This is a genomic window from Rhodococcus sp. H29-C3 (assembly GCF_030063405.1).
Taxonomy (GTDB): domain Bacteria; phylum Actinomycetota; class Actinomycetes; order Mycobacteriales; family Mycobacteriaceae; genus Rhodococcoides.
This window is the reverse complement of record NZ_JASITC010000003.1, coordinates 363,746-388,259: the sequence shown is the minus strand read 5'-3', so window position 1 is coordinate 388,259 and position 24,514 is coordinate 363,746. Positions and strand designations below refer to the sequence as shown.

At 62.8% G+C, this 24,514-nt stretch carries 24 protein-coding genes; 12 read left to right on the top strand and 12 right to left on the bottom strand.

Going from position 1 to position 24,514, the window contains the following annotated elements; translation table 11 throughout:
• Window positions 1–145: 145 nt before the first annotated feature.
• Complete coding sequence (locus QMK32_RS09090; protein ID WP_349307555.1) at window positions 146–610, top strand: chorismate mutase; 465 nt, start codon at window positions 146–148, stop codon at window positions 608–610.
• 51 nt (window positions 611–661) lie between these two features.
• On the opposite strand, the gene QMK32_RS09085 is transcribed toward QMK32_RS09090, so the two are convergent.
• The gene (locus tag QMK32_RS09085; RefSeq protein WP_283474441.1) at window positions 662–2,113 is read right to left on the bottom strand and encodes an NAD-dependent succinate-semialdehyde dehydrogenase; all 1,452 of its coding nucleotides are present in this window, start codon (window positions 2,111–2,113) and stop codon (window positions 662–664) included.
• An 80-nt stretch (window positions 2,114–2,193) separates the two neighbouring features.
• On the opposite strand from QMK32_RS09085, the gene pgi reads away from it, so the two are divergent.
• The 3 genes from pgi (at window position 2,194) to QMK32_RS09070 (ending at window position 4,926) form a co-directional block, all read left to right on the top strand.
• Window positions 2,194–3,843, top strand: coding sequence for a glucose-6-phosphate isomerase (gene pgi / locus QMK32_RS09080; protein ID WP_283474439.1), 1,650 nt, complete (start codon window positions 2,194–2,196; stop codon window positions 3,841–3,843).
• 135 nt (window positions 3,844–3,978) lie between these two features.
• Entirely contained in the window at window positions 3,979–4,650 is a 672-nt protein-coding gene (locus tag QMK32_RS09075) for a hypothetical protein (RefSeq protein WP_283474438.1), read from the top strand.
• Window positions 4,651–4,668: 18 nt separating this feature from the next.
• The gene (locus QMK32_RS09070; protein ID WP_283474436.1) at window positions 4,669–4,926 is read left to right on the top strand and encodes a hypothetical protein; all 258 of its coding nucleotides are present in this window, start codon (window positions 4,669–4,671) and stop codon (window positions 4,924–4,926) included.
• Between the two features lie 12 nt (window positions 4,927–4,938).
• Here the strand turns inward: QMK32_RS09070 and QMK32_RS09065 are convergent, their stop codons facing one another.
• Together QMK32_RS09065 and QMK32_RS09060 are read right to left on the bottom strand one after the other, a co-directional pair.
• The gene (locus QMK32_RS09065; RefSeq protein ID WP_283474434.1) at window positions 4,939–6,570 is read right to left on the bottom strand and encodes an acyl-CoA dehydrogenase family protein; all 1,632 of its coding nucleotides are present in this window, start codon (window positions 6,568–6,570) and stop codon (window positions 4,939–4,941) included.
• On the bottom strand, window positions 6,560–7,171 hold the full coding sequence (locus tag QMK32_RS09060; RefSeq protein WP_283474432.1) for a TetR/AcrR family transcriptional regulator: 612 nt from the start codon (window positions 7,169–7,171) through the stop codon (window positions 6,560–6,562). The genes QMK32_RS09065 and QMK32_RS09060 overlap by 11 nt, the downstream gene beginning before the upstream one ends.
• A 60-nt stretch (window positions 7,172–7,231) precedes the next feature.
• On the opposite strand from QMK32_RS09060, the gene QMK32_RS09055 reads away from it, so the two are divergent.
• Both QMK32_RS09055 and QMK32_RS09050 read left to right on the top strand, forming a co-directional pair.
• Window positions 7,232–7,996 carry a crotonase/enoyl-CoA hydratase family protein gene (locus QMK32_RS09055; RefSeq protein ID WP_283474429.1) on the top strand — a complete coding sequence of 255 codons (765 nt, stop codon included), beginning with the start codon at window positions 7,232–7,234 and terminating at the stop codon, window positions 7,994–7,996.
• A complete protein-coding gene (locus QMK32_RS09050; RefSeq protein ID WP_283474427.1) occupies window positions 7,996–9,216 on the top strand; it encodes a hypothetical protein in 1,221 nt (406 codons plus the stop codon). The genes QMK32_RS09055 and QMK32_RS09050 overlap by 1 nt, the downstream gene beginning before the upstream one ends.
• A gap of 56 nt (window positions 9,217–9,272) precedes the next feature.
• On the opposite strand, the gene QMK32_RS09045 is transcribed toward QMK32_RS09050, so the two are convergent.
• The gene (locus tag QMK32_RS09045; protein WP_269301069.1) at window positions 9,273–10,034 is read right to left on the bottom strand and encodes an SDR family oxidoreductase; all 762 of its coding nucleotides are present in this window, start codon (window positions 10,032–10,034) and stop codon (window positions 9,273–9,275) included.
• A gap of 29 nt (window positions 10,035–10,063) precedes the next feature.
• Between QMK32_RS09045 and QMK32_RS09040 the strand changes: the two genes are divergently transcribed.
• A complete protein-coding gene (locus tag QMK32_RS09040) occupies window positions 10,064–11,500 on the top strand; it encodes a dihydrolipoyl dehydrogenase family protein (protein ID WP_283474424.1) in 1,437 nt (478 codons plus the stop codon).
• A 3-nt stretch (window positions 11,501–11,503) separates the two neighbouring features.
• On the opposite strand, the gene QMK32_RS09035 is transcribed toward QMK32_RS09040, so the two are convergent.
• From QMK32_RS09035 to QMK32_RS09015, 5 genes are read right to left on the bottom strand one after another with little or no spacing between them, the layout of a single operon-like run.
• Window positions 11,504–12,907, bottom strand: a complete 1,404-nt coding sequence (locus QMK32_RS09035; RefSeq protein ID WP_283474422.1) for an APC family permease — start codon at window positions 12,905–12,907, stop codon at window positions 11,504–11,506.
• Window positions 12,908–12,957: 50 nt separating this feature from the next.
• Window positions 12,958–13,938 (bottom strand): 2-hydroxyacid dehydrogenase, encoded by a 981-nt coding sequence (locus tag QMK32_RS09030; protein WP_283474420.1) that lies wholly within the window; start codon window positions 13,936–13,938, stop codon window positions 12,958–12,960.
• Window positions 13,935–14,870, bottom strand: coding sequence for a hydroxymethylglutaryl-CoA lyase-like TIM-barrel protein (locus tag QMK32_RS09025; protein ID WP_283474419.1), 936 nt, complete (start codon window positions 14,868–14,870; stop codon window positions 13,935–13,937). The genes QMK32_RS09030 and QMK32_RS09025 overlap by 4 nt, the downstream gene beginning before the upstream one ends.
• On the bottom strand, window positions 14,870–16,063 hold the full coding sequence (locus tag QMK32_RS09020) for a CaiB/BaiF CoA transferase family protein (protein WP_283474417.1): 1,194 nt from the start codon (window positions 16,061–16,063) through the stop codon (window positions 14,870–14,872). The genes QMK32_RS09025 and QMK32_RS09020 overlap by 1 nt, the downstream gene beginning before the upstream one ends.
• 60 nt (window positions 16,064–16,123) lie before the next feature.
• Window positions 16,124–16,690 (bottom strand): molybdenum cofactor biosysynthesis protein, encoded by a 567-nt coding sequence (locus tag QMK32_RS09015; protein ID WP_283474415.1) that lies wholly within the window; start codon window positions 16,688–16,690, stop codon window positions 16,124–16,126.
• A gap of 54 nt (window positions 16,691–16,744) precedes the next feature.
• On the opposite strand from QMK32_RS09015, the gene QMK32_RS09010 reads away from it, so the two are divergent.
• The gene (locus QMK32_RS09010) at window positions 16,745–18,298 is read left to right on the top strand and encodes a carboxylesterase/lipase family protein (RefSeq protein ID WP_283474413.1); all 1,554 of its coding nucleotides are present in this window, start codon (window positions 16,745–16,747) and stop codon (window positions 18,296–18,298) included.
• Here the strand turns inward: QMK32_RS09010 and QMK32_RS09005 are convergent.
• The gene (locus QMK32_RS09005) at window positions 18,291–19,157 is read right to left on the bottom strand and encodes an Fpg/Nei family DNA glycosylase (RefSeq protein ID WP_283474412.1); all 867 of its coding nucleotides are present in this window, start codon (window positions 19,155–19,157) and stop codon (window positions 18,291–18,293) included. The genes QMK32_RS09010 and QMK32_RS09005 overlap by 8 nt on opposite strands.
• A gap of 29 nt (window positions 19,158–19,186) precedes the next feature.
• Between QMK32_RS09005 and QMK32_RS09000 the strand changes: the two genes are divergently transcribed.
• The 3 genes from QMK32_RS09000 to QMK32_RS08990 all read left to right on the top strand — a co-directional run bounded on the left by QMK32_RS09000 (window position 19,187) and on the right by QMK32_RS08990 (window position 20,881).
• A complete protein-coding gene (locus QMK32_RS09000; protein ID WP_269301078.1) occupies window positions 19,187–19,987 on the top strand; it encodes a thymidylate synthase in 801 nt (266 codons plus the stop codon).
• The gene (locus QMK32_RS08995; protein ID WP_269301079.1) at window positions 19,987–20,493 is read left to right on the top strand and encodes a dihydrofolate reductase; all 507 of its coding nucleotides are present in this window, start codon (window positions 19,987–19,989) and stop codon (window positions 20,491–20,493) included. The genes QMK32_RS09000 and QMK32_RS08995 overlap by 1 nt, the downstream gene beginning before the upstream one ends.
• Before the next feature lie 61 nt (window positions 20,494–20,554).
• Window positions 20,555–20,881, top strand: a complete 327-nt coding sequence (locus QMK32_RS08990; protein ID WP_084347738.1) for a cupin domain-containing protein — start codon at window positions 20,555–20,557, stop codon at window positions 20,879–20,881.
• Here QMK32_RS08990 and QMK32_RS08985 read toward each other — a convergent pair.
• Window positions 20,878–21,744: a universal stress protein gene (locus QMK32_RS08985; protein WP_283474406.1), complete on the bottom strand. Its 867-nt coding sequence runs from the start codon at window positions 21,742–21,744 to the stop codon at window positions 20,878–20,880. The two genes, QMK32_RS08990 and QMK32_RS08985, sit on opposite strands and share 4 nt — an antisense overlap.
• A gap of 161 nt (window positions 21,745–21,905) precedes the next feature.
• Complete coding sequence (locus QMK32_RS08980) at window positions 21,906–22,778, bottom strand: acyl-ACP desaturase (protein ID WP_283474404.1); 873 nt, start codon at window positions 22,776–22,778, stop codon at window positions 21,906–21,908.
• 364 nt (window positions 22,779–23,142) lie between these two features.
• Here QMK32_RS08980 and QMK32_RS08975 point away from each other — a divergent pair, with 364 nt between their 5' ends.
• Window positions 23,143–24,375 carry a PucR family transcriptional regulator gene (locus QMK32_RS08975; RefSeq protein WP_283474402.1) on the top strand — a complete coding sequence of 411 codons (1,233 nt, stop codon included), beginning with the start codon at window positions 23,143–23,145 and terminating at the stop codon, window positions 24,373–24,375.
• Window positions 24,376–24,514: the final 139 nt, after the last annotated feature.

Below are 24,514 nucleotides of genomic sequence, written 5' to 3'. Positions count from 1 at the left end.
ACCGGCGCCCACCGACACGGAGAACCGCTGCCGTCATTGTTGCAATCAACCGACTTTCCACGAGGCCGTCCAAGTGGCAAACTGAATCGGTGATCGAAACAGCCGTGCGTCGACGTCCTATCTTTCGTGTCGTGAGAACGACCGAATGCGAGGGCGGCCGGTAAGTGATTGCACCCCGAGGCCCTCGCCACGAGGCCCCCGGGGTTCTTTCATGTCAGGCACCTACCCCAGCTCGTTCAATTCAGGTATTCACCCGGATTCCGTAGACGTAACGGTGCCGGACGCGGTAACGATCCATGATGTGACACAAGGAGAAGAAATGGCATCCACGACGAAGACCGACTCCGAGAATGCGTTGCCCACCACCGAAGCCGAGATCGACGAGCTGAGGCAGGAAATCGATCGCCTGGACGCCGAGATCCTGGCTGCTATTCAGCGCCGGAGCGAGGTATCGCAGTTGATCGGCCGAACACGGATGGCTTCGGGTGGCCCGCGCATGGTCCACAGCCGCGAAATGAAGGTGCTCGACCGCTTCAGCAGCCTTGGCCAGGAAGGCCACACGCTCGCCATGCTGCTACTCCGCCTCGGTCGCGGACGCCTCGGCCGGTAAAGACTCCAGAATCTCGTTGTGCACGGCTTCCCGTGCACAACGAGTCCTTTCTCAGGGAAGGGCTATGTACTTGGTTTCCAAGTACTCCTCGATCCCCTCACTTCCACCTTCTCGCCCGAACCCGGAGGCCTTGACGCCACCGAACGGCGCAGCCGCGTCCGAGATCACTCCGCGGTTGACTCCGACCATTCCGCTCTCGATCGCATCGGCAACTCGAAGCGCCCGATCCAGATCCTCGGTGTAGATGTAGGCGGCGAGGCCGAACTCGGTCGAATTCGCGGCGTCGATGCCTTGCTGCTCGGTGTCGAAACCCACGATCGGCGCGACCGGTCCGAACACTTCTTCCGCCAGGATTCGAGCCGTCGGCGGCACGTCCGTCAGCACGGTCGCCGGGTAGAAGTAGCCCTCACCGCCGGATGCCTCGCCACCGAGCGCCACCGTCGCACCTGCTGCGACCGCATCATCGACCAATTCCACGACCTTGCTCAGCTGGTCCGCGTTGATGAGTGGGCCGAGAGTCGTCGACGGGTCGATGCCTGGTCCGAGCTTCGTATCCTTCATCCGTGCCACCAGTTTCGAGGTGAATTCCTCTCGCACACTGTTGGCCACGTGAAAGCGGTTGGCTGCGGTGCAGGCTTCGCCGCCATTGCGTAGTTTCGCGAGCATCGCGCCGTCGACGGCTGCGTCGATATCCGCGTCGTCGAAGACTACGAACGGTGCGTTTCCGCCCAGCTCCATCGACGTTCGGAGCAAGCCCCCAGCCGATTGCTCGATCAGCTTCTTACCTACCTCGGTGGATCCGGTGAACGTCAGTTTGCGCAGGCGTGGATCTTCGAGCAGCGGGGCCGAGACTGCGCTCGACCTCGACGTCGTCACCACCGACAGAACCCCCTCGGGCAGTCCCACCTCGGCGAACAACTGTGCAAGGAAGAGCATGGTCAGCGGTGTCTCGCTGGCAGGCTTGACGATGATCGTGCATCCTGCAGCGAGAGCCGGTCCGATCTTGCGGGTGCCCATGGCGAGTGGGAAGTTCCACGGCGTGATCGCAAGGACCGGCCCCACGGGCGCCTTGCTGACCATAATTCGGCCGTTTCCTGCCGGGGCCTGCGTATACCGGCCGCCGATACGGACGGCTTCCTCGCTGAACCAGCGAAAGAACTCGGCTCCGTACTTGATCTCGGCCTGCGACTCGGCAAACGCCTTTCCCATTTCGAGAGTCATCAGCGTCGCGACATCATCGGCGCGTTCGGTGAGTTTCTCGAACGCAGCGCGCAGCAACTCACCACGCTGCCTCGGCGCAGTAGCTGCCCAGGAACTCTGCGCATTCGCTGCCGCGTCGAGAGCCCTGAGCGCATCGGTGGGACTGGCGTCGGCCACTTTCGTGAACGGCCTGCCGGTAGCTGGATCGTTGACGTCGAAGGTCGCGCCGTTTTCGGCATCGACCGCGTGGCCGCCGATCCACAACTTCGCTGGAATGGATTCGATGAGGGTGCTGTGGTCCATACCCCGAGTGTGCCCTCGCGCAGTCGTCGGCAAACGGGATGACGCGCGCATCCCGTCGGCGCACATTAGGGTTGGCAAATATGAGCGGCGACATCACGGGCACCGAGGCCTGGAAGAACCTGACGGCACACCACAACTCCATCGGCGACACTCATCTGCGCGATCTGTTCGCCGCCGATCCTGATCGTGGCCGCGAGTTCACCCTCGACGCCGGTGAACTACACATCGACTACAGCAAGCATCGGGTCGATCGAGAGACCCTCGCACTGCTCGTCGAGCTCGCACGGGCAGCCGACGTCGAAGGCCATCGCGACGCCATGTTCGCGGGCAAGCACATCAACACCTCGGAAGACCGCGCCGTCCTGCACACCGCGCTGCGGCTACCCGCCGACGCAACCCTCGAGGTCGACGGCCAAAACATCGTCGCTGACGTGCACGAAGTACTGACACGGATGGGTGAATTCACCGATCGCGTTCGCTCGGGCGAGTGGGTCGGGGCCAGTGGCCAGAAAATCCGAACCGTCGTCAACATCGGTATCGGCGGCAGCGACCTCGGACCCGTCATGGTCTACCGCGCGTTGCGCCACTACGCCGACGCAGGCATCGAAGCGCGTTTCGTCTCCAACGTCGATCCTGCGGACCTGGTAGCCGCGCTCGCCGACCTCGATCCGGCGACCACCTTGTTCGTCATCGCATCGAAGACGTTCTCGACACTCGAAACCCTCACCAACGCCACCGGCGCACGCCGCTGGCTGACGGCAACCCTCGGCGAGGACGCCGTCGCCAAGCACTTCGTCGCCGTCTCCACCAATGCCGAACGGGTCGCCGAGTTCGGTATCGACACCGCCAACATGTTCGGGTTCTGGGACTGGGTCGGCGGTCGGTACTCGGTCGACTCGGCAATCGGCCTCGCCGTGATGGCCGCCGTCGGGAAGGAAGCGTTCGGAGAATTCCTCGACGGATTCCACCGCATAGACGAGCATTTCCGTACGACCCCGCTCGCGCAGAACGCGCCGGTACTCCTCGGACTGATCGGGCTCTGGTACACCAACTTCTTCGGCTCGGAAACCCGAGCAGTACTGCCGTATTCGAACGACCTCTCACGATTCCCCGCCTACCTCCAACAATTGACGATGGAATCGAACGGCAAGTCCGTCAAGGCCGACGGCACGCCCGTCACCACCTCGACCGGTGAGATCTTCTGGGGCGAGCCCGGTACCAACGGGCAGCACGCGTTCTATCAATTGCTGCACCAGGGAACACGTTTGGTGCCCGCCGACTTCATCGGATTCGCCGAGCCCACCGACGACCTCCCCACCCGCGACGGCACCGGCAGCATGCACGACCTGCTGATGAGCAACTACTTCGCGCAAACCCAGGTGCTCGCATTCGGCAAGACCGCCGAAGAGATCGAAGCCGAAGGCACCGAGGCCGACGTCGTACCGCACAAGGTCATGCCCGGCAATCGGCCGACGACATCGATACTCGCCCCGAAGCTGACACCGTCCGTCGTGGGTCAGCTCATCGCCCTCTACGAGCATCAGGTGTTCGTCGAGGGCGTCGTATGGGGCGTCGACCCCTTCGACCAGTGGGGCGTCGAACTCGGCAAAACCCAGGCGCTCGAACTGACCCCCGTCCTCACCGACGTCGACGCCCCGGCGCCGCAGAGCGATTCCTCCACCGACGCCCTCGTGCGTTGGTACCGCGATCAGCGGGGTCGGGCGAAGTAGCGTCGGGGGCCGTTCCGGGCGCGATTTACTCCTCTATTTGGGATTCGAACCTCCTGCAGGGGGTTCGAATCCCAATACGGGGAGCATTTTGTCCGCAGATGAATCCAAACGGCCTCGATCCACGTCCAACTGGGTATGGACTTCGATCAACCGGGCATGTTCACCCGCGCCGACGCGCTTGCATCCGGCTATACGGACGACGATCTACGACGCAGTCGAGCCGACCGAACCCTGTTGTCGATTCGTCGTGGCTGCGTCGTGCGATCGGCGGTGTACCGAACACTGGACTCCTCCGAGCAGCATCTTCTGCTCGCCAAGGCTGTGCTGTTGAACTCGGCCGAGGACGCTGTGCTCAGTCACGTGTCGGCCGCGGTGTTGCACGGTATGCCGGTGTGGGGCATCGCTCTCGACAAAGCTTTTCTGACAATCGGACGAAGTTACGCAAGCAAGCGCAGCAGACGGCGCACCCTGCACGGGACGCGTCTGCTCGACTCCGATCGCACGATCATCGACGGCGTACCGGTGACGGTTCCTGCGCGGACGGTGATCGACCTGGCAAGAACCGAACGCGTCGAGCAGTCGGTGTGTGTCGGTGACCAGGCACTGCACAGTGGTCTGACGACCGCGTTCGAGTTGGCCGAAGCCGTCGACGGCGCCGCTGGACGAACGGGGGTGGGCCATGCGCGCCACGCCGTGGGCCTGATGTCCTCCCGCAGCGAAAGCGTCGGCGAATCACGGAGTCGACTGCTCTTTCACAACCTCGGCTTGCCCACACCCTTGCTGAACCAGTGGGTCTACGACGCCTGAGGGGCATTCCTTGGCAGGGTGGACTTCCTGTTTCCCGAAGGCGTGATCGGAGAGTTCGACGGTGAGGGTAAATACGAGTCGAACCCTGTGCGAGCCGTCATCGACGAAAAGAACCGCCACAACCGTCTGCACGACCTCGGGTGGGTCGTCGTTCGCTGGGACTGGCGAGATCTGTCGAAACCCGACGTTCTGGCCGAGCGTCTGCACGGCGCTTTTCGCCGGGCAGCAGCACATGGCGCACCGATTGGTACCTACCGGTCGGATCGACTCCCCTAGTCGGCCCTTCGCTTACACCCGAGCCAATACCGCCCGAGTGTCCACTCCGGTGGGCAGTGTTCCGAATGCACCGCCCCAATCCTCACCGAGTCTGCTGGCGCAGAATGCGTCGGCGACGGCCGGATCGCCGTGGCGGACGAGCAGCGATCCTTGGAAGACGAGTGCCATGAGTTCGACGACGCGTCGAGCGCGGTATTCGATGTCCGAGCGGTCCGAGAGTTCTTTGCCGACGCGTGAGATGGCGTCGTCGAGTCGCGAGTCCGATCCTGATGCCAACGATACTTCGGTGAAATACGCTTCGACGCTGTCCGGCTGCTTGACAATTGCACGAAGCGAATCCAGTGCTGCGACGTTGCCCGAGCCCTCCCAGATCGACATCAGCGGCGATTCGCGAAAGAGCCGCGGCATCCCGGATTCTTCGACGTAGCCGTTGCCGCCGAGGCATTCGAGAGCTTCGGCGGCATGTGAGGGCGCACGCTTGCAGACCCAATACTTGCTGACGGCCAGTGCGATTCGACGCAACTCGGCTTCACCGGCATCACCGTTGGCGCTGCGATCGGTGGCTCCAGCCAGTCGCATCATGGCCATGGTTGCCGCCTCCGATTCGATCACCAAGTCCGACAGGACATTGCGCATCAGTGGCTGATCTATCAGCGGCACTCCGAATGCGGAACGGTGTCGGGCATGATGCACCGCGCGGACGGTTGCGTTACGTATCCCGGACGCCGAGCCGATTACGCAGTCGAGTCGGGTCATGTTGACCATCTCGATGATGGTCTGCACGCCGCGTCCTTCTTCGCCGACGAGCCACCCTGTCGCGCCCTGGTATTCGAGTTCGCCCGAGGCATTGGACTTGTTGCCGAGCTTGTCCTTGAGGCGTTGGAGCACCATCCGATTGCGGGTTCCGTCCGGCAGTACCCGAGGGAGCAGGAAGCACGACAGTCCACCGGGTGCATGCGCCAACGTGAGGAACATGTCGGACATCGGCGCGGAGGTGAACCATTTGTGTCCGACGATTGCGAATGTTCCGTCGGAGGACGGAGTGGCCGTGGTGGTGTTGGCTCGGACGTCGGACCCGCCTTGCTTTTCGGTCATCGACATTCCGGCGATGATCCCCCGCTTGGTGGCGGGAACGCGAAGGCCGAAATCGTAGTGAGTTGATGCGAGCAGAGGTTCGTACAGGTCGGCCAACGCTGGATTGTGGCGTAGTGCAGGTACCGCCGCGTAGGTCATGGAGATCGGACACATGTGGCCCGCCTCGGCTTGACCCCAGGCATAGAACTTGGCTGCGCGGGCAACGTGGGCGCCGGAGCGATCGCACCGCCAGGGTGTCGCGTGCAGACCGTTGGCCACCGCGACCGACATCAGGTCATGCCAGTGCGGATGAAACTCGACCTCGTCGACGCGGTTGCCGTAGCGGTCGTGGGTGCGCAGGATGGGAGGGTTCTCGTTGGCGAGCCGACCCCATTCCTGCACTTCGACACTGCCTGCGAGATCCCCGAGTTCGCGAAGCTCGCTCAATGCCCACTCTCCGCCCTCACGTCTGAGTCCTTCGAGGAGGGTCGCGTCGTCCGAGGTGTCGTATGGCACCAGATCAGGCACCTGGTTGAGCACTGTGTGGGTGACGGGAAATTCAACGGTCAAGGCGAACTCCTAACGAGCGCAGGGCGAATGCAACGAGATCGGGTACGACGTCGGGCTCTGTCGCTGAGGAACTATCCGGACCGAGTGGGCCGACGAGGACTTCGCCGACGGCACCGACGAGTCCCGCCGCCGCGAGGTCGGCGTTCTGTTCCGGAATGTCTCCCGCTGCGATCCCTGCAACGACTGCGCAGGCGATAGCGTCGGTGAAGCTCCTGCGGAACACGAGCCGTTCGGCGTCGACTGCACGATCGACGGGTTCTGCGAGCAACGCGTACGCCATGGTGCGGTTTTTTAAGGCGCGTCCGGCGAAGGTCTCGACGATGGCCGTGACTCGTTCGATGACAGTGCCGGTGGAACCTGCCTCCGCGACGGCGTCGACCTCCCTGCTGCATACTTCACGAAATATCGCCACGACGAGGTCGGATTTGCTGGCGAAATGGGTGTATACGCTGCCTGCGGAGACTCCGGCCGCGGCGGCGACCGCCGCGATCGACAGGCCCTTGTAGCCCTGCGCGGACAGTACGTCGATGGCGGACGCGAAGAGTGTGGCGCGTCCGGCATCGAGTCTGGCTTGCACGGCCGTGGTGCGGCGGTACGGCATGTGAAGGATTGAAGCACTGATTCAGTGCTTCACACAAGCCCTCTCGAGTACGGTTCAGATATGTCAGTTTCGATCGTGCGCTCCGGACCGGTCACCACCATCGTGCTGTCACGACCGGAATCCCGCAACGCGGTGGACGGACCGACCGCCGGCCAACTCGTCGCGGCCTTCGAAGAGTTCGATGCCGACGAAGACGCGGCTGTCGCAGTGCTGTGGGGCGAGGGCGGCACGTTCTGCTCTGGGGCCGACCTCAAAGCGCTGGGCACCGAAAGATCGAATCACGCCACCGAGCACGGCGACGGGCCGATGGGCCCGACGCGGATGCGGTTGTCGAAACCGGTCATCGCCGCGGTCTCCGGCTTCGCCGTCGCGGGCGGACTGGAACTCGCCCTGTGGTGCGACCTACGAATTGTGGAGCAGAACAGTACCTTCGGGGTCTTTTGCCGACGCTGGGGCGTACCTCTCATCGACGGCGGCACCGTGCGATTGCCGAGGCTGATCGGCGCCTCACGCGCGATGGATCTCATCCTGACCGGCCGTGCCGTCGACGCGGAGGAAGCACTCGCGATAGGCCTGGCAAACAGAGTGGTCCCGACGGGGCGTGCACGGGCGGAAGCCGAAGCTCTCGCCGCGCAACTCAGCACACTTCCGCAGACCTGCCTTCGTCAGGATCGGATGTCACTGTTGGAGCAGGACGGTAAGAGCGAAGAAGACGCCATCGTCAACGAATTTCGGCACGGGGCCATCTCGATGGCGGCCGATGCCCTCGCCGGTGCCGAGAAGTTCGCGTCGGGCGCAGGAAGGCACGGCGTACCGAACCCGTGATGTCAGCCCGACTCTCCGTCATTGACGACATTTTTCTGCGCACCCATCGAGGCTTCGGCATTCCTATCGTGCTCCAGGGAGTGTGGTGCAGCGAGGACGCCGTCGATCACGTCGAGCTGGCGGCGATCCACTCCAACCTGTCGTTGGGGCCACTCGGACGCCGGGTCGTCACCCCGGTTGTGCCCGGCGCGCGACGGCGTTGGGCTCCGAGCTCCGACGCACTACCGCTCGAGTACGACACCACTCCCCTGGCAGCGTCGGAGGTACTCGATTGGGCAGATGCGCAGGGTGAATGCGACCTCGATCCGGAAGCCGGCCCAAGCTGGCGGCTCTCGGCACGATCGACCGACGACGGCGGCACCGTCCTGTCACTTGTCTGTTCGCATGTCGTCGCCGATGCTGCGGGCCTGATCGAGGCGGCAGGGATGGCTTTGACCGGTAGCGTCCCGCCGGAATCGTATGCGTACCCGATATCCGATGTCTGCGACGCCGCCGCACTGGTCTGGCGTGTTACCAAAGCTGGCGTTCCAGCCCTCGCCTCCCTGCTGTTCAGTCGGCGTGCTCGGAGCGAACTTCGCGACTTCGTCCGAGCTTCGTCCGGGGCGATCCCGCACGAAGTGTCCGTCACCACTGCCGTACTCGATATCGAGGCTCGTCTGAGCAATTCGGAGTTCATTTCCGTCGTCACCGAGATCATGGTTGCGCTCGGGCAGCACGAGCCGGTGTCGATCAACGTCCCATTCCGCTCGAACACCCTGGGCGCCAATGGAATCGGAATGGCCACGGTTCAGATCTCACGCACCGATTCACTCGCGGCGATCAAGAACGAGTGCAAGCGTGCGTTCACCACACCCGCAGGGCCTCCGAGTGGATTCCCCGCCGAAATGGTCCAGCTGCTGCCCGAGCAGGCTGCAGCAGCGCTGACCTCGGCGCCGGGGCACGCGGCGGCCCTGTGTTCCAACATCGGCGACCTGCCCGATTCGGTCGGTGCCATCGGCAGCCATCGCGCGAGCACCGTGGCGACGCGGGCGCTCCACCCTCACTCCCCGTCGGCGCGCACCACCACGATCCTGTCTGCATACCTCTCCACGCTGAACGGGACGTCGACGTTGTCGCTCGTCGGCACCGATCCAGCGTTGATTCCGTCCTCCGAAACTTTGGCCGATCGCGCGCATGCGGTGTTGACGCATCGGCAACTCACTGCCCGATCGTGGCGATAGAAGTGAACCGATAGAAGTGGACACTGCCGAGCAGGTCGAGCACTACCTGTAGTAGGTCACACCAACCGGTTGGAAATTTTGTTCGGCAGGAAACGCAGAGCGATATCGATGCCCTGCCACTTGAGTCCTGGCAACGCAGCGCGACGTGTTTCTTTCTCGATAGCGTCGACCATCGCGCTGACACCCTCGTCGAGAGTTGCTGTCAGAGAGGAGTTGTCGCCGGCCTTCGAGGACATGTCCGTGGCAATGAATCCAGGCAGTAGCGTCGTGACGACGATGTCCGTCTTGGCGAGTTCGGTGGCCAACGCTTCACCGAGGGCGGCAACTCCGGCTTTGCTTGCCGAGTACACGGCTTTCGCGCCGGGAAGACCGCGGTCCGCGCTGATGGACGAGACGAGTACGAGATGACCGTGCTTCTGTGCGCGAAATATTTCGAGTGCGGCCTCGGCCTGCGATAGCGCACCGACGAAGTTGGTGCGTGCGGTTGCGAGGTTGGCGTCCGCGCGCCCGGATCCGATTTTCGCGCCTTTACCGAGACCGGCATTGACGATGACGCGGTCGAGACCTGAAAGTTCGTCCTTCAGCTCGCCGAATACGCGGACGACGGCCTCGTGATCGGTGACGTCGAGTGCACGAACGGCAACGTTGATTCCGGGGTTGGCGGTGATGAGTTCCTCGCGCAACGCGTCCAGTCTGTCGACTCGGCGCGCGCACAGTGCGAGATCTCTGCCGGTGGCTGCGAACCGCCGGGCCATCTCCTCCCCGAGCCCCGAACTGGCACCGGTGATCAGAATCTTCTTCCTCGTCTTCCCTGTCATGACCGCCGACCCTATGCCACGCTGGTGTGATGACCGAAAAGAGCACTGACGAATTCGATGTCATCGTGATCGGCGGCGGGCCCGTCGGCGAGAACGCTGCAAGTTATGCCATCGCCGGCAGCGATCGCACCGCAGTCATCGTCGAGCACGAACTCGTCGGGGGTGAATGCTCGTATTGGGCCTGCATGCCGAGCAAAGCGTTGCTGCGTTCCGGCGAGGTTTTCGACACCGCCCGAAACATGCCGGGCGTCCGCGAATCGATCGGTGACCGATCACTCGACGCGGAGGCCGTGCTGGCGCGTCGGGAATCTTTCACTCATTCTCTCGACGATTCCTCCCAGGTGGAATGGGCCGAATCCTCCGGAATCTCCATCGTCCGCGGAAGCGGCCGGCTTACCGGCACCAAGACGGTCGACGTCGGCGGTCGGACGCTGACGGCCCGACACGCTGTGGTTCTCGCGACGGGAACTACGGCATCGGTCCCGAACACCCCAGGGCTGCGCGACGCGTTGCCGTGGATATCTCGCGACGCAACCAACATGCACGAGGTTCCCTCCCGAGTTGCCATCATCGGTGGCGGTGTCGTGGCATGCGAGAGCGCTACGTGGTTACTGTCCTTCGGCGCCGAGGTGACCATGATCGTCCGCGGGTCGGCCCTGCTTGCGTCCGGCGAGCCGTTTGCCAGTGACCTCGTGGCCGACGCACTTCGTGCGCGAGGCGCGAAGATTCGCTTCGATGCGGAGTTGACGAGCGTGTCGCGTCCCGATGCGCGGGCCACCGGTGTCGGCAAGATCCACGGCGGAGTAGTCGAATTGACAGTCGACGGCGAGATAATCACCGCAGACGAGATTCTCGTCGCGGCGGGACGGCGCCCGGCAAGTGGAGACCTCGGGCTCTCCGTCGTCGGAATGGCGGATGGCAAGTACGTCGACACCGATGACCATCTGTCCGTGGCAGGCACCGAGTGGCTGTACGCCGCCGGGGATATCAATGGGCGCGCTCCGCTGACGCATATGGGCAAGTACCAAGCCAGGATTGCCGGTGATGTCATCGCTGCGCGAGCCGAAGGAAAACCGTTGCACGGCAAGAGGTTTGCTGCTACCGCTGATCACGGGCAGATACCTCAGGTGGTCTTCGCTGCGCTCGAGGTCGCTTCGGTCGGGCAGACCGAGAAGCAAGCCCGAAAGGCTGGCATCGACGTCGAGATTCTGGGTGTGGACATCGCCGTCGCCGGGTCTTCGCTGCAGCAGGACGACTATTCCGGTCATGCACAGCTGGTGGTCGACAAGGCTGCCGACGTGATCGTCGGCGCAACCTTCGTCGGACCCGGGGTGGCCGAATTGGTCCATTCCGCAACGGTTGCCGTTGTCGGCAAGGTGACGCTGGACGATCTGTGGCATGCGGTCCCGTCATACCCGACCGTCAGTGAGGTGTGGCTCCGGTTGCTCGAATCGCGCCGCGAGTAGCCGTCAGCGCAAGGATGCGGCCGCAATACCTGCATAGGCCTCCGCGTCTCGACGCCGGATTCTCAGCGCGACGAAGATCCCGGCGATCGCGGCAAGGATCAGGACAATCGGGATGGCGTTGACGACCATGGAATCGGATCCGGTCAAAGTGCTGTAATGGGTTCCAGCCAGAATCAATCCCGTCGCCAAGCCGACGAACCCGATTCCCGGAGCGATGACCGTGCGCACCATCGACCGGTCCGGACGCGTCCAGAAGAAAACCACGACCGACAATGCGGCCGCCGCCTGCAACGCGATGATTCCCAACGTGCCGAGACCGATTGCGCCCGCTGCCACCACCAGATAGGGATCGGCTCCCACGACTGCGAATACGAGGAGTACGAACGTACTGACGGCCGTTACGGTCACGCTGCCGACGTGCGGGCTGAAATGCACTGCATGGAACCGCCCCAGAACCTCCGGTAGCACTCGTTCACGACCGAGTGCGAACAGATACCGGCTCGCGGCATTGTGCACTGCCAGATACGACGCGAGAACGCTGGTGCACAGCAACACTGCGGTGCCGTCGTAGAGGATCGTTCCACCGTATTCCTGGGCCAAGGCGAACAGCAGATTCCCGAGTTCGGTCTGTGCCATCGCCGGCGCGTCGAGACCTCCGGCGGCACCGACGATGATCCAACTGGTCAGCACATAGAACACCGCGATGGTCGAGACGGCGATATACGTCGCGCGAGGAATGCTGCGTCGAGGATCTTTCGTCTCTTCCCCGTACAGTGCGGCGGACTCGAATCCGATGAAGCTGGAGAATGCGAACATCATCGCTATGCCGATCGATCCGGAGAATATCTGTGCGGGAGCAAACGATTCGAGAGGGAGGGCAGCCGTACCCTTCTGTCCGAGAACGAGAACGTCGAACACCGTCAGGAACGCGAATTCCGCCACCATCAACGTACCGAGCACCTTCGCCGACAGATCGGCGTTACGAAACCCGAGACAGGCGACGATGGCGACGGCGACGGCGGTGAAGGCCCACCACGGAACGTCGAGACCGGAGTCGAGGACCACGAGGTGGGTGAAGTATCCGAATGCCGCGGCCAGTCCGCATGCGAGCGAGGTGTACGCGAGCACCGCGACGTACGCAGCTGCGACACCCGGCGGTTTACCGAGCGCAAGCCCGACGTAGGTATAGAAGGCGCCCGTGTTGACCACTTGCTGGCTCATCGCCGCGAACCCGACCGAGAAACACAGCAGCACAATGCCGCTGACTGCAAATGCGGCAGGCAGCCCCGCCCCGTTTCCTCGAATGAGCGCCAAGGGAACGTTTCCGATCATGGCAGCCATCGGCGCTGCTGCTGCGACGACGAGGAACACCACGCGACCGGTGGTGAGTGTGCGCCGCTCGTTCATGCGTCTCCGAACTTCTGTGAAGGTAAGAAGCTACGCCCCTTTTTCCTCGATCACATCGGGACTGGAGAATTCACCGGGTGCGGAGGTGGGGCGCCGTTGGCCATCGCCGCCGCATTCTCGGCACAGAGCCGGGCCATCTCCGATCGCACCGATACCGTGGCACTTCCGACATGCGGTAGGAGTACTACATTGGGCAATCCGGCAAGACCGGGTGCCAGCCTCGGTTCGTTCTCGTACACGTCGAGTCCCGCGCCACCGATGACGCCTTCGCGCAGAGCAGTAACCAGTGCAACCTCGTCGACCACCGGACCGCGGGCAGTGTTGATCAGAATCGACGAGCTCTTCATCGCCCGCAGCGTCGACGCATCGACGAGGTGATGGGTGTCGGCGGTGAGCGGAACATGCAGCGACAGAAAGTCACTCGTCGTCACCAGCTCGTCCCACGATACGTGCTGGACGCGGCCGGCGAACTCTCCCAGTTCGCCGTCGGTCACCTCACGGTCGGACGGCGGGCGCGGACAGAACTGGACCGTCATGCCGAATCCGAGGGCCCGACGGGCGGTAGCGCGCGCGATGCGGCCGAAGCCTGCGAGACCGAGCACCCGCCCGGACACGTCGGTGCCGAGCATCAGCTCGGGCTCCCATCCGGTGAATGCGCCGGATCGAACGAAGTTATCGGCCTCGATCACACGCCTGGCAGTCGACAGCATCAGAAGTAGCGCAATGTCCGCTGTCGAATTCGTCAGCACCCCAGGGGTATTGGCGACGGTGATACCTTGCTCCGTTGCCGCTGCAACGTCGATGTTGTCGTACCCGACCGCGTAGTTGGAGATGCCGGTGATGTTCGCCGAGGCAAGTAGCTCGCGGTCGAACCGATCACTCAACTGTGACACCACGACGCTGTACTCGCCCGAGGCACAGCGTTCGGCCAGCCCGTCGTGGTCGAGGGCGAGCAGCTCCACCTCGCCTGCCCCAGCGAGAATGTCCATCCCAGGCGCGGGAATCGGCGCGGTGACCAAAATTTTTCTCATACGACCCACTCGAACGCGGGAGCACGACCGGGCTGACGCGACCGCGCACCCTGAACCGTCTTGGAACCCATGGGTTCTCCGAGGTCGATCAACAGCTGTTCAGATATCTCCACCATGACTGCCAGGGTAGCGGGAGTCAGCCAGTCCGGTCTGGTCGCGAACAGTATGTCCTCACTCGAGGTGTTACCGCTGGCACCGGGAGCGAACGGGCAACCGCCCAGCCCTCCGAGAGAGCCGTCGACAAGCGCGGCTCCCGCGGAGATAGCGGCGAGCGTGTTCGCGACCCCGAGACCCCACGTGTCGTGCCCGTGAAAGACGATGCGCCGCTGCGGGGTCTCTGCAACGACGCGCGAAATCAGCGAACCTACCTGGGCGGGCACTGCTTGACCCAGGGTGTCGCAGATGACGATGTCCGTTGCGCCGTCGGTTCGCTCGTCGCGGGCGATATCGAGCACTCGATCCTCCGATATCGGCCCGTCGAACGGACAGGTGAAGGAAGTGGCGATGCACAGCTCGATCTGCCCGCCGACCGATCGCGCGATCTCGATCGCGTCCGGCATCGCCGCCAGTGAGACCTCGGTGCTGCGTCCGATATTCGCTTCGTTGTGCGCGTCCGACGCCGAGAAGCAGTATTGAAAGTTGCGGGCTCCGGCTGCCGCGGCCTTCTCGACGTGGCGCGCAGTGGCGACCCATACCCAGCAGGTATCAAGTTCCTCGGCGGTGAGCTCGGCCACCACCTCGAGTGTGTTGGCCATGGGTGGCACCTTGTCGCCGCGCGCCAACGACCCGATCTCGAGCTCTGGCACTCCGAGAGCGAGCAGCTGCCGGATCACCTCCAGCTTCCGTTCGGTGGAGAGCATCTTGCCGGTGAGCTGGAGCCCATCTCGCATCGTGACATCGCGCAGCTGCGCCGATGGAGCGAACTGGTACATCAGAGTCCCATCTCTTCTTCGGTCCTACCGAGAAGTGTCGAGAGCACCTCTCTGGTGTGCTCGCCGAGGTCCGGACCGACTGAGCGGATCGGAATCGATTTCTCACCGATCACGGGCACGATTCCGACGAATCCCACCTCGGCCGGTTCCGCTTCACCGATGTCCACCTCGAAGTTCTGAATCATGTTACGCGCCTTGTACTGCTCGTCGGCGACGACGTCCGCTGCGGTGTAGATCGGACCGGACGGTACGCCTGCTTCGTCGAGAATCCTCAATGCGTCCTCGCGCGAATGCAGGCCGGTCCAGGCCGAGATAGCTGCATCCAACTCATCGCGCCTGCTCCAACGGCCGGCATTCGAGGACAGCTCCGGATCAGCGCCGAGGTCGGGGCGGTCGATCGTCGCCATGTAGCGCGCAAAGATCGCATCTCCGTTGCCCGCGATGATGATCGAATGACCGTCGTTGCAGGGGTACGCATTCGACGGCGCTATGCCTTCCATCCGGCCACCGACTCGCCCACGCTCGACGCCGTAGGCGAGGTAGTCGGGAATGAGCGATTCCATCATGGACAGAATCGATTCGTTGAGTGCGACGTCGATGGAACGCTCAGACAACGACAACGCCGACTTCGTATTCTGTCGCTGAAACAGCGCCATGACGCACCCGAACGCCGCGTACAGCCCGGCGATGGAGTCACCGATGGAGACTCCGACGCGGACCGGCGGCCGATCGGCGTCGCCCACAAGATTCCGGAATCCGCCGTATGCCTCGGCGACTGCCGCAAAACCTGGGCGATCGGACATCGGACCGGTCTGCCCGAACGCCGAAATGCGGGTAATGATCAAGTCGGGATTCTTCGCACTGAGCACTTCGGGCGAGAGCCCCCACTTCTCGAGCGTGCCCGGCCGAAAGTTCTCCAACACGATGTCGCATTTCTCCGCCAAGTCGATGACGTCCCGACGCCCCTGCTCGGTGCGGAGATCGAGCACAATCGACTTCTTGTTCCTGTTGATCGTCCGATAGAGCATCGAGGTTGTTCCTGAGTAGAGCCGCCAGTTGCGGAGCTCGTCGCCCGTCCCAGGGCGCTCGACCTTGATGACCTCGGCCCCGAAGTCGGCCAACATCCTGGCCGCGGTGGGTGCCGCAATGTAGTTTCCGAGCTCGAGGACGCGAACACCACTGAGCGGCAACATGTTCTCCCTTTCGTCGAACGCGAATTCACGTGCGGGTCCGCAGATGACTCCCCAAGGAATCTATCGCAGGGGTTGGGCTCGTTTCACCTGCGCCGACGCCTTTGCCGCATCCAATTCCACCGGGGAGTGCAGGGTCACCGGACCCACACGCAGAACCCCGTCGTTCAGCGGTTCGGTCCGCAGGCCACCGCGGCCGATCAAGGCTTTCCGGGCGCCGTCGATCACCATCGAATCCATCCATGAACACGGATGTGCGGGCCTACCTCCTCGGAATGCAACCCTGCCTTCGCCCGAATCGAGTTCGAACTCGATGCCACGCAGCCGATCGAGTTCGACGCCGCGTATCACCACGTTGCGCCTGGCCACGGAGGGATCGGGCATGTCCGTCCCGAGCACGTCACCGGCCGCCTCCCACGCTTCCGCTGCAAGAAACGTCACCGCGGCCTCGGTGTGCGCTTTCACCCCGAAGAAGCGATCCCCTCGAATGCCCTTGTTCGCAACGATCTCGACACGGTCGACCAGCTCGGTGGACACGTCCGCCGCCGGGCCGTCCTTCGAACGACCGAAGTACGCATGGGCAGGAGATACGAGAAGTTGCACGATCTCGGCGTGGTAGTGGAAAACCATTCCCCTATTCTCCACTCCTACCCCTCGGTAACGTTACGTTTGTACACTCGGTGCATGTCAGCGAATACCAGAGTGACCACGGTGGACGGCGTCATCCAAGGCAAGTCGCTGGGAGAACTGCTGACGTGGCGCGGCATCCCGTACGCGGCACCGCCCGTCGGACTACTGCGCCTACGCGCGCCGCAGCCGACCGTTGCGTGGGAGGGCGTCCGAGACGCGACCGAGTGGGGCGACGCGTCTGTGCAGAACAAGGCGTACACCAGGCTCTCCATCAACAAGTACCAGCCGGTAAGCGAGGATTGCCTCAACCTCAATGTGCTGGCCCCCGCTGCAGCGAGCGCAAAGCCGCGGCCGGTCATGGTGTTCATTCACGGCGGTGCTTATACCCTCGGTAGCTCAGCGACGCCGTTGTACGTCGGCGGCTCGTTGGTACGCCGGTCGCTACGGGAGAGCGACGGCATCATCTATGTGTCGATCAACTACCGTCTCGGGGCCCTCGGCTACTTGGATATGACCCAGTTCTCGACGCCTGAGCGGCAGTTCGACTCGAACCTCGGATTGCGCGATCAGGTGGCTGCGCTCGAATGGGTCCAGCGCAACATCGGTCGGTTCGGCGGCGATCCCGACAATGTGACGGTCTTCGGTGAATCGGCGGGCGCTAACGCCGTCACCACCCTTCTCGCGACACCGGCCGCCAAAGGGCTTTTCAGGCAGGCCATTTCGGAGAGTTCGGCGCCAGGTCTCGTCGCGACGCACGAGCGTGCGACCTCGTGGGCGAAGGAGTTCCTAGGTCATCTCGGCGGTGATGCCGCGCATGCTGCGCACACACTGGACACGGCCGACGTCGCCCAGTTCGGCCGTGCCGGAAACCGGCTCGCCAAGGCAGTTTTCGAACGAACCCCCGGCCTACACCCGTTCGGTCCGGTAGTCGACGGAGACTTTCTGCCGTGCAATCCGCTCGAGGCCTATACCGAGGGCACTGCACACCGAGTACCGCTGATCATCGGCACGAACAGCCGCGAGGCGACACTGTTTCCCAAGATCCTCGATGCACTGCCGACGAACCCCGAACGCATCGACAAGCTGTTCGCCCTTACCGATCCGGCGGCGAAAGCTGCAGTCACCGAGGGCTACCCCGGCTATCCCGACGCCGACGCCGCGATCGACCTAGGCGGGGACTTCACCTTCTGGAAGCCTTCGTTGGAGGTTGCCGAAGCACATTCGAAGTACGCATCGACCTACAGTTACCGCTTCGACTTTGCGCCGAGAATTATGCGGTGGCTCGGACTCGATGCGACGCACGGATTCGAGATGTCTGCAGTGTTCGGGCTCAACGACACGATGGTCGGAAAGTTGATGACGATTCCCGGAGGCCGCTCGGCCTGGGCTGCCGTCACCGAGCAAGTGCAGTCGCAGTGGCTGCACTTCGCAACCACCGGCGCACCGAAGGAGTCATGGCCCAAATACTCCGAGGCCACTCGCGAAACGATGATCTTCGACGTCCGCACACGCGTGCAGCGCGATCCCCGACGCGACCGTCGGCTCGCATGGGAGGGCTACCGCGGATACGCCAGCCAGATGACCGAACCGTTCAGCGCCGCTACTTGAGAAGTCGCGACATCCGACGGTCGGCAAGAATCTTGCCGCCCGTCTGACATGTCGCGCAGTACTGGAACGATCGCTCGGCGTAGGACACTTCGCGAACCGGGTCGCCGCACGCCGGACACGGCAAACCAGTCCGGGCATGCACAGCCATTCCGGACCGCTTCTCGCCCTTCAGTCGTGCGGCGTCCTGCCCTTCGGAGCGGGCCACGGCGTCGGCGAGAACCTCTCGCATCGACCGGTACAGCACCGACACTGCTTCGGCGTCGAGTTTGCCGGCCGAGGCGAACGGGGACAGCTTCGCCACATGCAGGATCTCGTCGGAATATGCGTTTCCGATCCCGGCGATGAGCGACTGATCTACCAGGGCCGTCTTCAGACGCGCGGTAGTGCGGCCGAGAATGTCGGCGAACTCCGGTTCGGTCACGTCCATCGCGTCGGGACCGAGGCGGGCGATGCCCGGGACCTCGCGCGGATCGTGGACAACCCACACTGCCATGCGTTTCTTGGTGCCTGCCTCGGTCAAGTCGATCGCAGGCGTCAGCCCTTCGAGAGTGAAGAAGTGCACTCGTAGCGCGAGCGGGCCTTTGCCCGGCCTCGGCGGCGCGGCACTCGGCTTGTCTGTCCAGCGCAGCCAGCCACCACGCGAGAGATGCGTGATCAACCACAGGTCGCCTGCCTGCAACCCAAGGTGTTTGCCGAACCGGGCGACATCGGTGACATCACGCCCCTGCAGATCGGTGACGGGCGGATCGAATGTCTTGAGGACGCTCAGTGCGGCAATGTCGATCCGGCCGATGACGGCCCCTACCGCGTGTGCGCGCAGGAACCCGGCGAGCGCTTCCACCTCGGGCAGCTCAGGCATTGATCCAGTATGCGCCTACACTGTTCACCGTGAAGGTTCCAACGCCGTACGAGGACCTGCTCCGCCACGTTCTCGATTCCGGCACCGCCAAATCGGACCGTACCGGAACGGGTACCACGAGCATCTTCGGGCACCAGATGCGTTTCGATCTCAGCGAGGGCTTTCCGCTGATCACCACCAAGCGCGTGCACCTGAAGTCGATCGTCTACGAACTGCTCTGGTTTCTGCGCGGCGAGTCCAATGTCGAGTGGTTGCGCGAGCACGGTGTCAGCATCTGGGACGAGTGGGCAGCCCCAGACGGCGAACTAGGGCCCGTCTACGGCGTGCAGTGGCGATCGTGGCCGACGCCGTCGGGCGAACACATCGACCAGATCTCCCAGGTGATGGACACCCTCCGCACGAACCCGGATTCACGACGCATGATCGTCTCGGCGTGGAACGTCGGTGAGATCCCGCAGATGGCGTTGCCTCCGTGCCATGCGTTCTTCCAGTTCTACGTTGCAGACGGCAAGCTGTCGTGCCAGCTGTATCAACGCAGCGCCGATCTCTTTCTGGGCGTCCCATTCAACATTGCGAGCTATGCGTTGTTGACGCACATGGTGGCGGCGCAGGTCGGCCTCGAGGTCGGTGACTTCGTTTGGACGGGCGGAGACTGCCACATCTACGACAATCACCGTGATCAGGTCGCCGAGCAGTTGACCCGTGAGCCGTATGCCTACCCGAAGCTGAGACTCGCACAACGTGATTCGATCTTCGACTACACCTTCGAAGATGTCGAGGTCGTCGGGTACGTGCACCACCCGGCAATCAAAGCGCCGGTGGCAGTCTGATGCCCCCTCGTCATATCGGAATGATCTGGGCGCAGACCACTGGCGGAACAATCGGCGACGGCGGGTCCATCCCCTGGCGAGTTCCGGAGGATCTTGCGCATTTCAAACAGATCACCGCTGATCACGCGGTGATCATGGGGCGAAAGACCTGGGATTCACTTCCGCCGAAGTTCCGTCCGCTGCCTGGACGTCGGAACGTCGTTGTCACGCGTAACACGGAATGGCAGGCGCGAGGCGCTCAGGTCGTCTCCAGCGTCGAAGCTGCGCTGAGTCTCACCGACGGCGACCCCGCCTGGGTCGTCGGCGGCGGTGAGATATACCGAGCGGCAATGCCGTTCGCGACGGAGTTGCAGGTCACCGAGATCGACCTTCCGGTCGCTGGCGACACTTCGGCGCCGACCCTGTCCGGTGACTGGGTCGCACTCACCGGCGAGTGGCAATCCAGCAGCAACGACGCCATTCGCTATCGCTTCATTCAGTACGGCAAGGCTTACCAAAGTACTTGATCTGCACAGGCATTCGAGCAGACCGCTCTGACCGAAGCTTCTCGTGAGTCATACTGAGCGCATGGACAAGAAGTCACTCACCGCCCTTGCCCGACAACAGTTGAAACTCGCCGTCGGCACGTCCAGTGGCAGAAGTTCACAGACCGTCTACGGCGGCCATCAGCGCCATCTTCGTCAGACAGTGGTAGCCCTCGTCGCAGGTACGAAGCTCGGCGAGCACGACCTGTCCGGCGAATCGACCGTGATCGTCCTCAGCGGTCAGCTCAAGCTTGTGAGCGGCGAGAAGTCCTGGAAGGGCTCCGCCGGCGATCTCCTGGTCGTTCCGGACGCGAGGCACAGCGTCGAGGCCGTCGAAGACGTCGCGTTCCTCCTGACGGTCTCTATCTAGGAGCCGCGAACCACCATCACTGGGCAGTCGGCAGTCTGGATCAATGCGTAGCTGGTGGATCCGAGCAACATGCCGGTGAATCCGCCTCGTCCACGACTGCCGACCACGATCAGCGCAGCCTGCTCGGACAACTGACTGAGCACGCGCACCGGACGATCCTGTGCGACAACGCGCCGCACCTCGACGTCCGGGTACTTCTCCTGCCAGCCTGCAAGACTTTCCGCGAGCACGGCTTGTTCGGAGGCGGAGATGACATCCCAGTCCTGCGGTACACCTGCGCCGTGCGCGAGACTGACATCGGACCAGACGTGCACCGCGATCAACGCCGAACCGCGTTGTGCCGCTTCGTCGAACGCGGCAACGATCGCGAGCTGATTGATTGCCGAGCCGTCGACTCCAACCACTACCGGCCCTTGAGCCGGCGGCAGACCGTCCATCGATCGCCCACGGACCACGACGACCGGGCAGGTGCAATGTGCGCTCAGCGCGACCGCCACCGATCCGAGTACCCCTGAATCCGACTCTCCGAGCCCACGCGCACCGAGGACCACGATGTCGCTTCTGGACGACTCGTCGAGCAGAACGTCCACAGTATTGCCCTCACGCGCTTGGACGACGATGTCGAGTGGGACACCTTCGACCGACTCTCGGGCGAGGATTCGGGCAGCTTCTAGTCGGGACCGGGCTACTGCGTCTGTTGTTTCGCCAGGGTCTCGCGGCATAGGTGAAGGATGCGGTGCAATGGCGATGACGATGCGCAACACCGCGTTCCTGGCCACGGCCGAATGGGCGGCCCAGATCGCCGCACGGTCCGCCGATTCCGATCCGTCGATGCCTACGACAATGGTTCGGGGTCTAGTCACGTGCGAACCTCCGGTAAGGATCAGATGTCGGCCCAGGATAGACGACATGCGGTCCTGTCGGGGGCAACAAAAGGTGCCTCCCTCCAGTTTCGTCATCGAAACCGGAGAGAGGCTACTTTTCCCACAGACCCCCCGGGGAGCTATTTCCTCGTACGTCGCCCCTACGACGCACGGAGCTTTTGGGCTTCGATCACTTCCGCCTGGTTCTCCAAGTCGTCGAGGAAGTCCGAGAGTATCGCCGTGCTTCCCACGCCCCGGCCGAGATCGACACGGTCGAAAATTCGCCAGTGCCTCAGGATCGGCAACAACACTTCGTCGAGATGACGTCGCAGATCATAGATCCCGTTGCGTGAGACAAGCATCGCACTGCGTTCGAAGCCTGGCATTCCGGTGCCCGGCATCCGAAAATTGAGGATGACCTCCGTGATGGCCTTCGCCGTCTGGGCAGGTGCGATATCGAGCGCGGCAGACGCTGCGTCGCGAAGAAAATCCAGGTGCAGTTGTTGGTCCGCGACGATGCGGCCCAAAAGTTCGGTAGCCACCTGATCGTTGCACTCGGCCGCGGTGTTGCGATGACTGACCATGGTAGCCATGACGTCGACCGTGGCGTGCACGATCGACCGCAGCAGGTGCTGCCCTTCCATCGCGGACTCGATCCCCACGGTCATGCACTGAAAACGCGCGCGGTCCAACGCAACCGGATCTACGCTTCGCGTCGCCACCAAGTATCGATGGATTGCCTCGGCGTGACACTTCTTCTCACCGTTCCACTCGTGCATCCATCTGGACCAGGTGTTGCGAGCAGCACTCGTCCCATACACTTCGCGATGGTCGAGCGCAGTACTACTGTGCGTGAGTAGCGAGGTTACCAACGCTGCCTTGGCGGTTTCGGTCAGGGTGGATCGGCGCTGACGCCAATACCTCTCGGGATCGACATACTCCGCCGGGTCCCACGTGGTCGCTGCGGCCAAGTGCCTGTCCAGATTTGCTCCGATCACAGGTTCCAGCTCTCGAAGCAGTACCAGTTGACTCACCGCTCCGCTGACCATCCCACCCCCTCGAGCGCACCTCGCACGTTCCCTCAGCCGATCGAATGGCCGTCCGTCAACGTTAAGCGGCCGACCATCGTGTTGTGAACCAGATACCGATTTTTTAGGCGATGTCGCAAGCCTCGGGACATGAAGTTGAGAGCCTTCACAAATTCTTTCTTTCAAACCCTGGATAAGGCGTTCGTAACATCCTATGATCAAGTCCGCTAGTAGCCCGAAAACAAACCTAAAGTATGCAAAAAGTGGTTATATGACATAGTTCGAGTCAAAAAATGCAAGCTTGCACTATAAAACTTGCGAGAAACTTTGTTCCCTCCAGAGCTGAAGTTCCTACCCGAAGGGCTGATCTGTGACCGTTCACAACACGAAGAGCCTCGGAATAATGGTCGCAGGCGAGCTCGCGTCCGCTCCGCTTCGCGATTTCCGTGCCGTGGCGCGCCAACTCGTCGGCCACTTCGCTGCCAACACTCCCTGCGGTTCATTGCCCGGCGAGCAGTTGCACGGCGACGTCACCGAATTCACCGTCAAATGCATCAGCATCGCGGTCCAGATGCTCGACGAACGTCGAGCTCCCAACGAGAGCGATCTTGCCCAACTGCGAGCCAAGGCAAGCCAGTGGGCACGCGAGGGCGTTCCACTCGAATCAGTGCTCACCGTCTATCACGAGGGCATTCAGATCGGCTGGAATCTCGTATCCAAACGCGCAGGCGCAGGTGACACCAGCAACCTGATCGAGGCGGCCAGGATGTTCGTACTGCTGTCCGAAAAAGTATCGATCGCGGCGTCCAAGAGCTATGTAGAGGAACTCCAAGCAGTCGCCAGCGAACATCACACAGCTGCACACACATTGGTGTCCTCACTACTCAGCGGCCACAACGCCGTTGCAATTGCGCGCCAGTCCGGCATAGAACTAGCCGAGAGCTACCTCGTACTCGCGATCTCCGTCCCCCCGCACCCGGACGAGAACGACCCGGCGATCCAGAAAACAGTCGCTGCCCGGCGCAAGCTACGACGCGTGCAAGCCGAATTGGCAACGCTATGCGGCCGCACTCCGCTGTCGATGCTGAGCACAGAAGGAGGCACCGTCCTCATCCCCGGTGTCCACGACGAAGAATGGGTCGAAGCTCTGGTGCATCGCATCAGTACCGCCGCCGAAGTTCCTGTCACTGTGACCGCCGAGCAGTCCTCCATGTCCGACATCCCTACAGCGGCCGACCAGGTCCACGAACTTCTTGCGCTCGCGCACCAACTGCACCGACCATCAGGTCTGTACCGAATGGACGATCTGGTGCTCGAATACCAACTCACCCGGCCCGGTCCGGGCCGGCGTCACCTTCGCCAGATTCTGGAACCACTCGATTCTTCGCCGGAGTTGCTCGAGACGTTGGAGATCCACATTTCGCACGACCTCAATCGACAGCGATCGGCGCGGCAGTTACATCTGCACACGAATACGGTCGACTATCGGCTCAAGCGCATCGCTCAGCTCACCGGTTTCGATCCGACCCGACCCTCGGGCATCCGCCACCTGCAAGCTGCCCTGGTCGCACGCCGACTCGAAGCATCTCAGGGTGCTGCTTAGAAAATCCCCGCCCAGGGTAGTAACAGTGAAGGAATAGTTGCTCCAGGGTTGTGGTTGAGCACTTCGACAGCGTTCGATCCATGCCCCGGGTACCAACAACATTGCCGCTTCGAGCGGCCTCTTGCCGAGAGGCGCACTG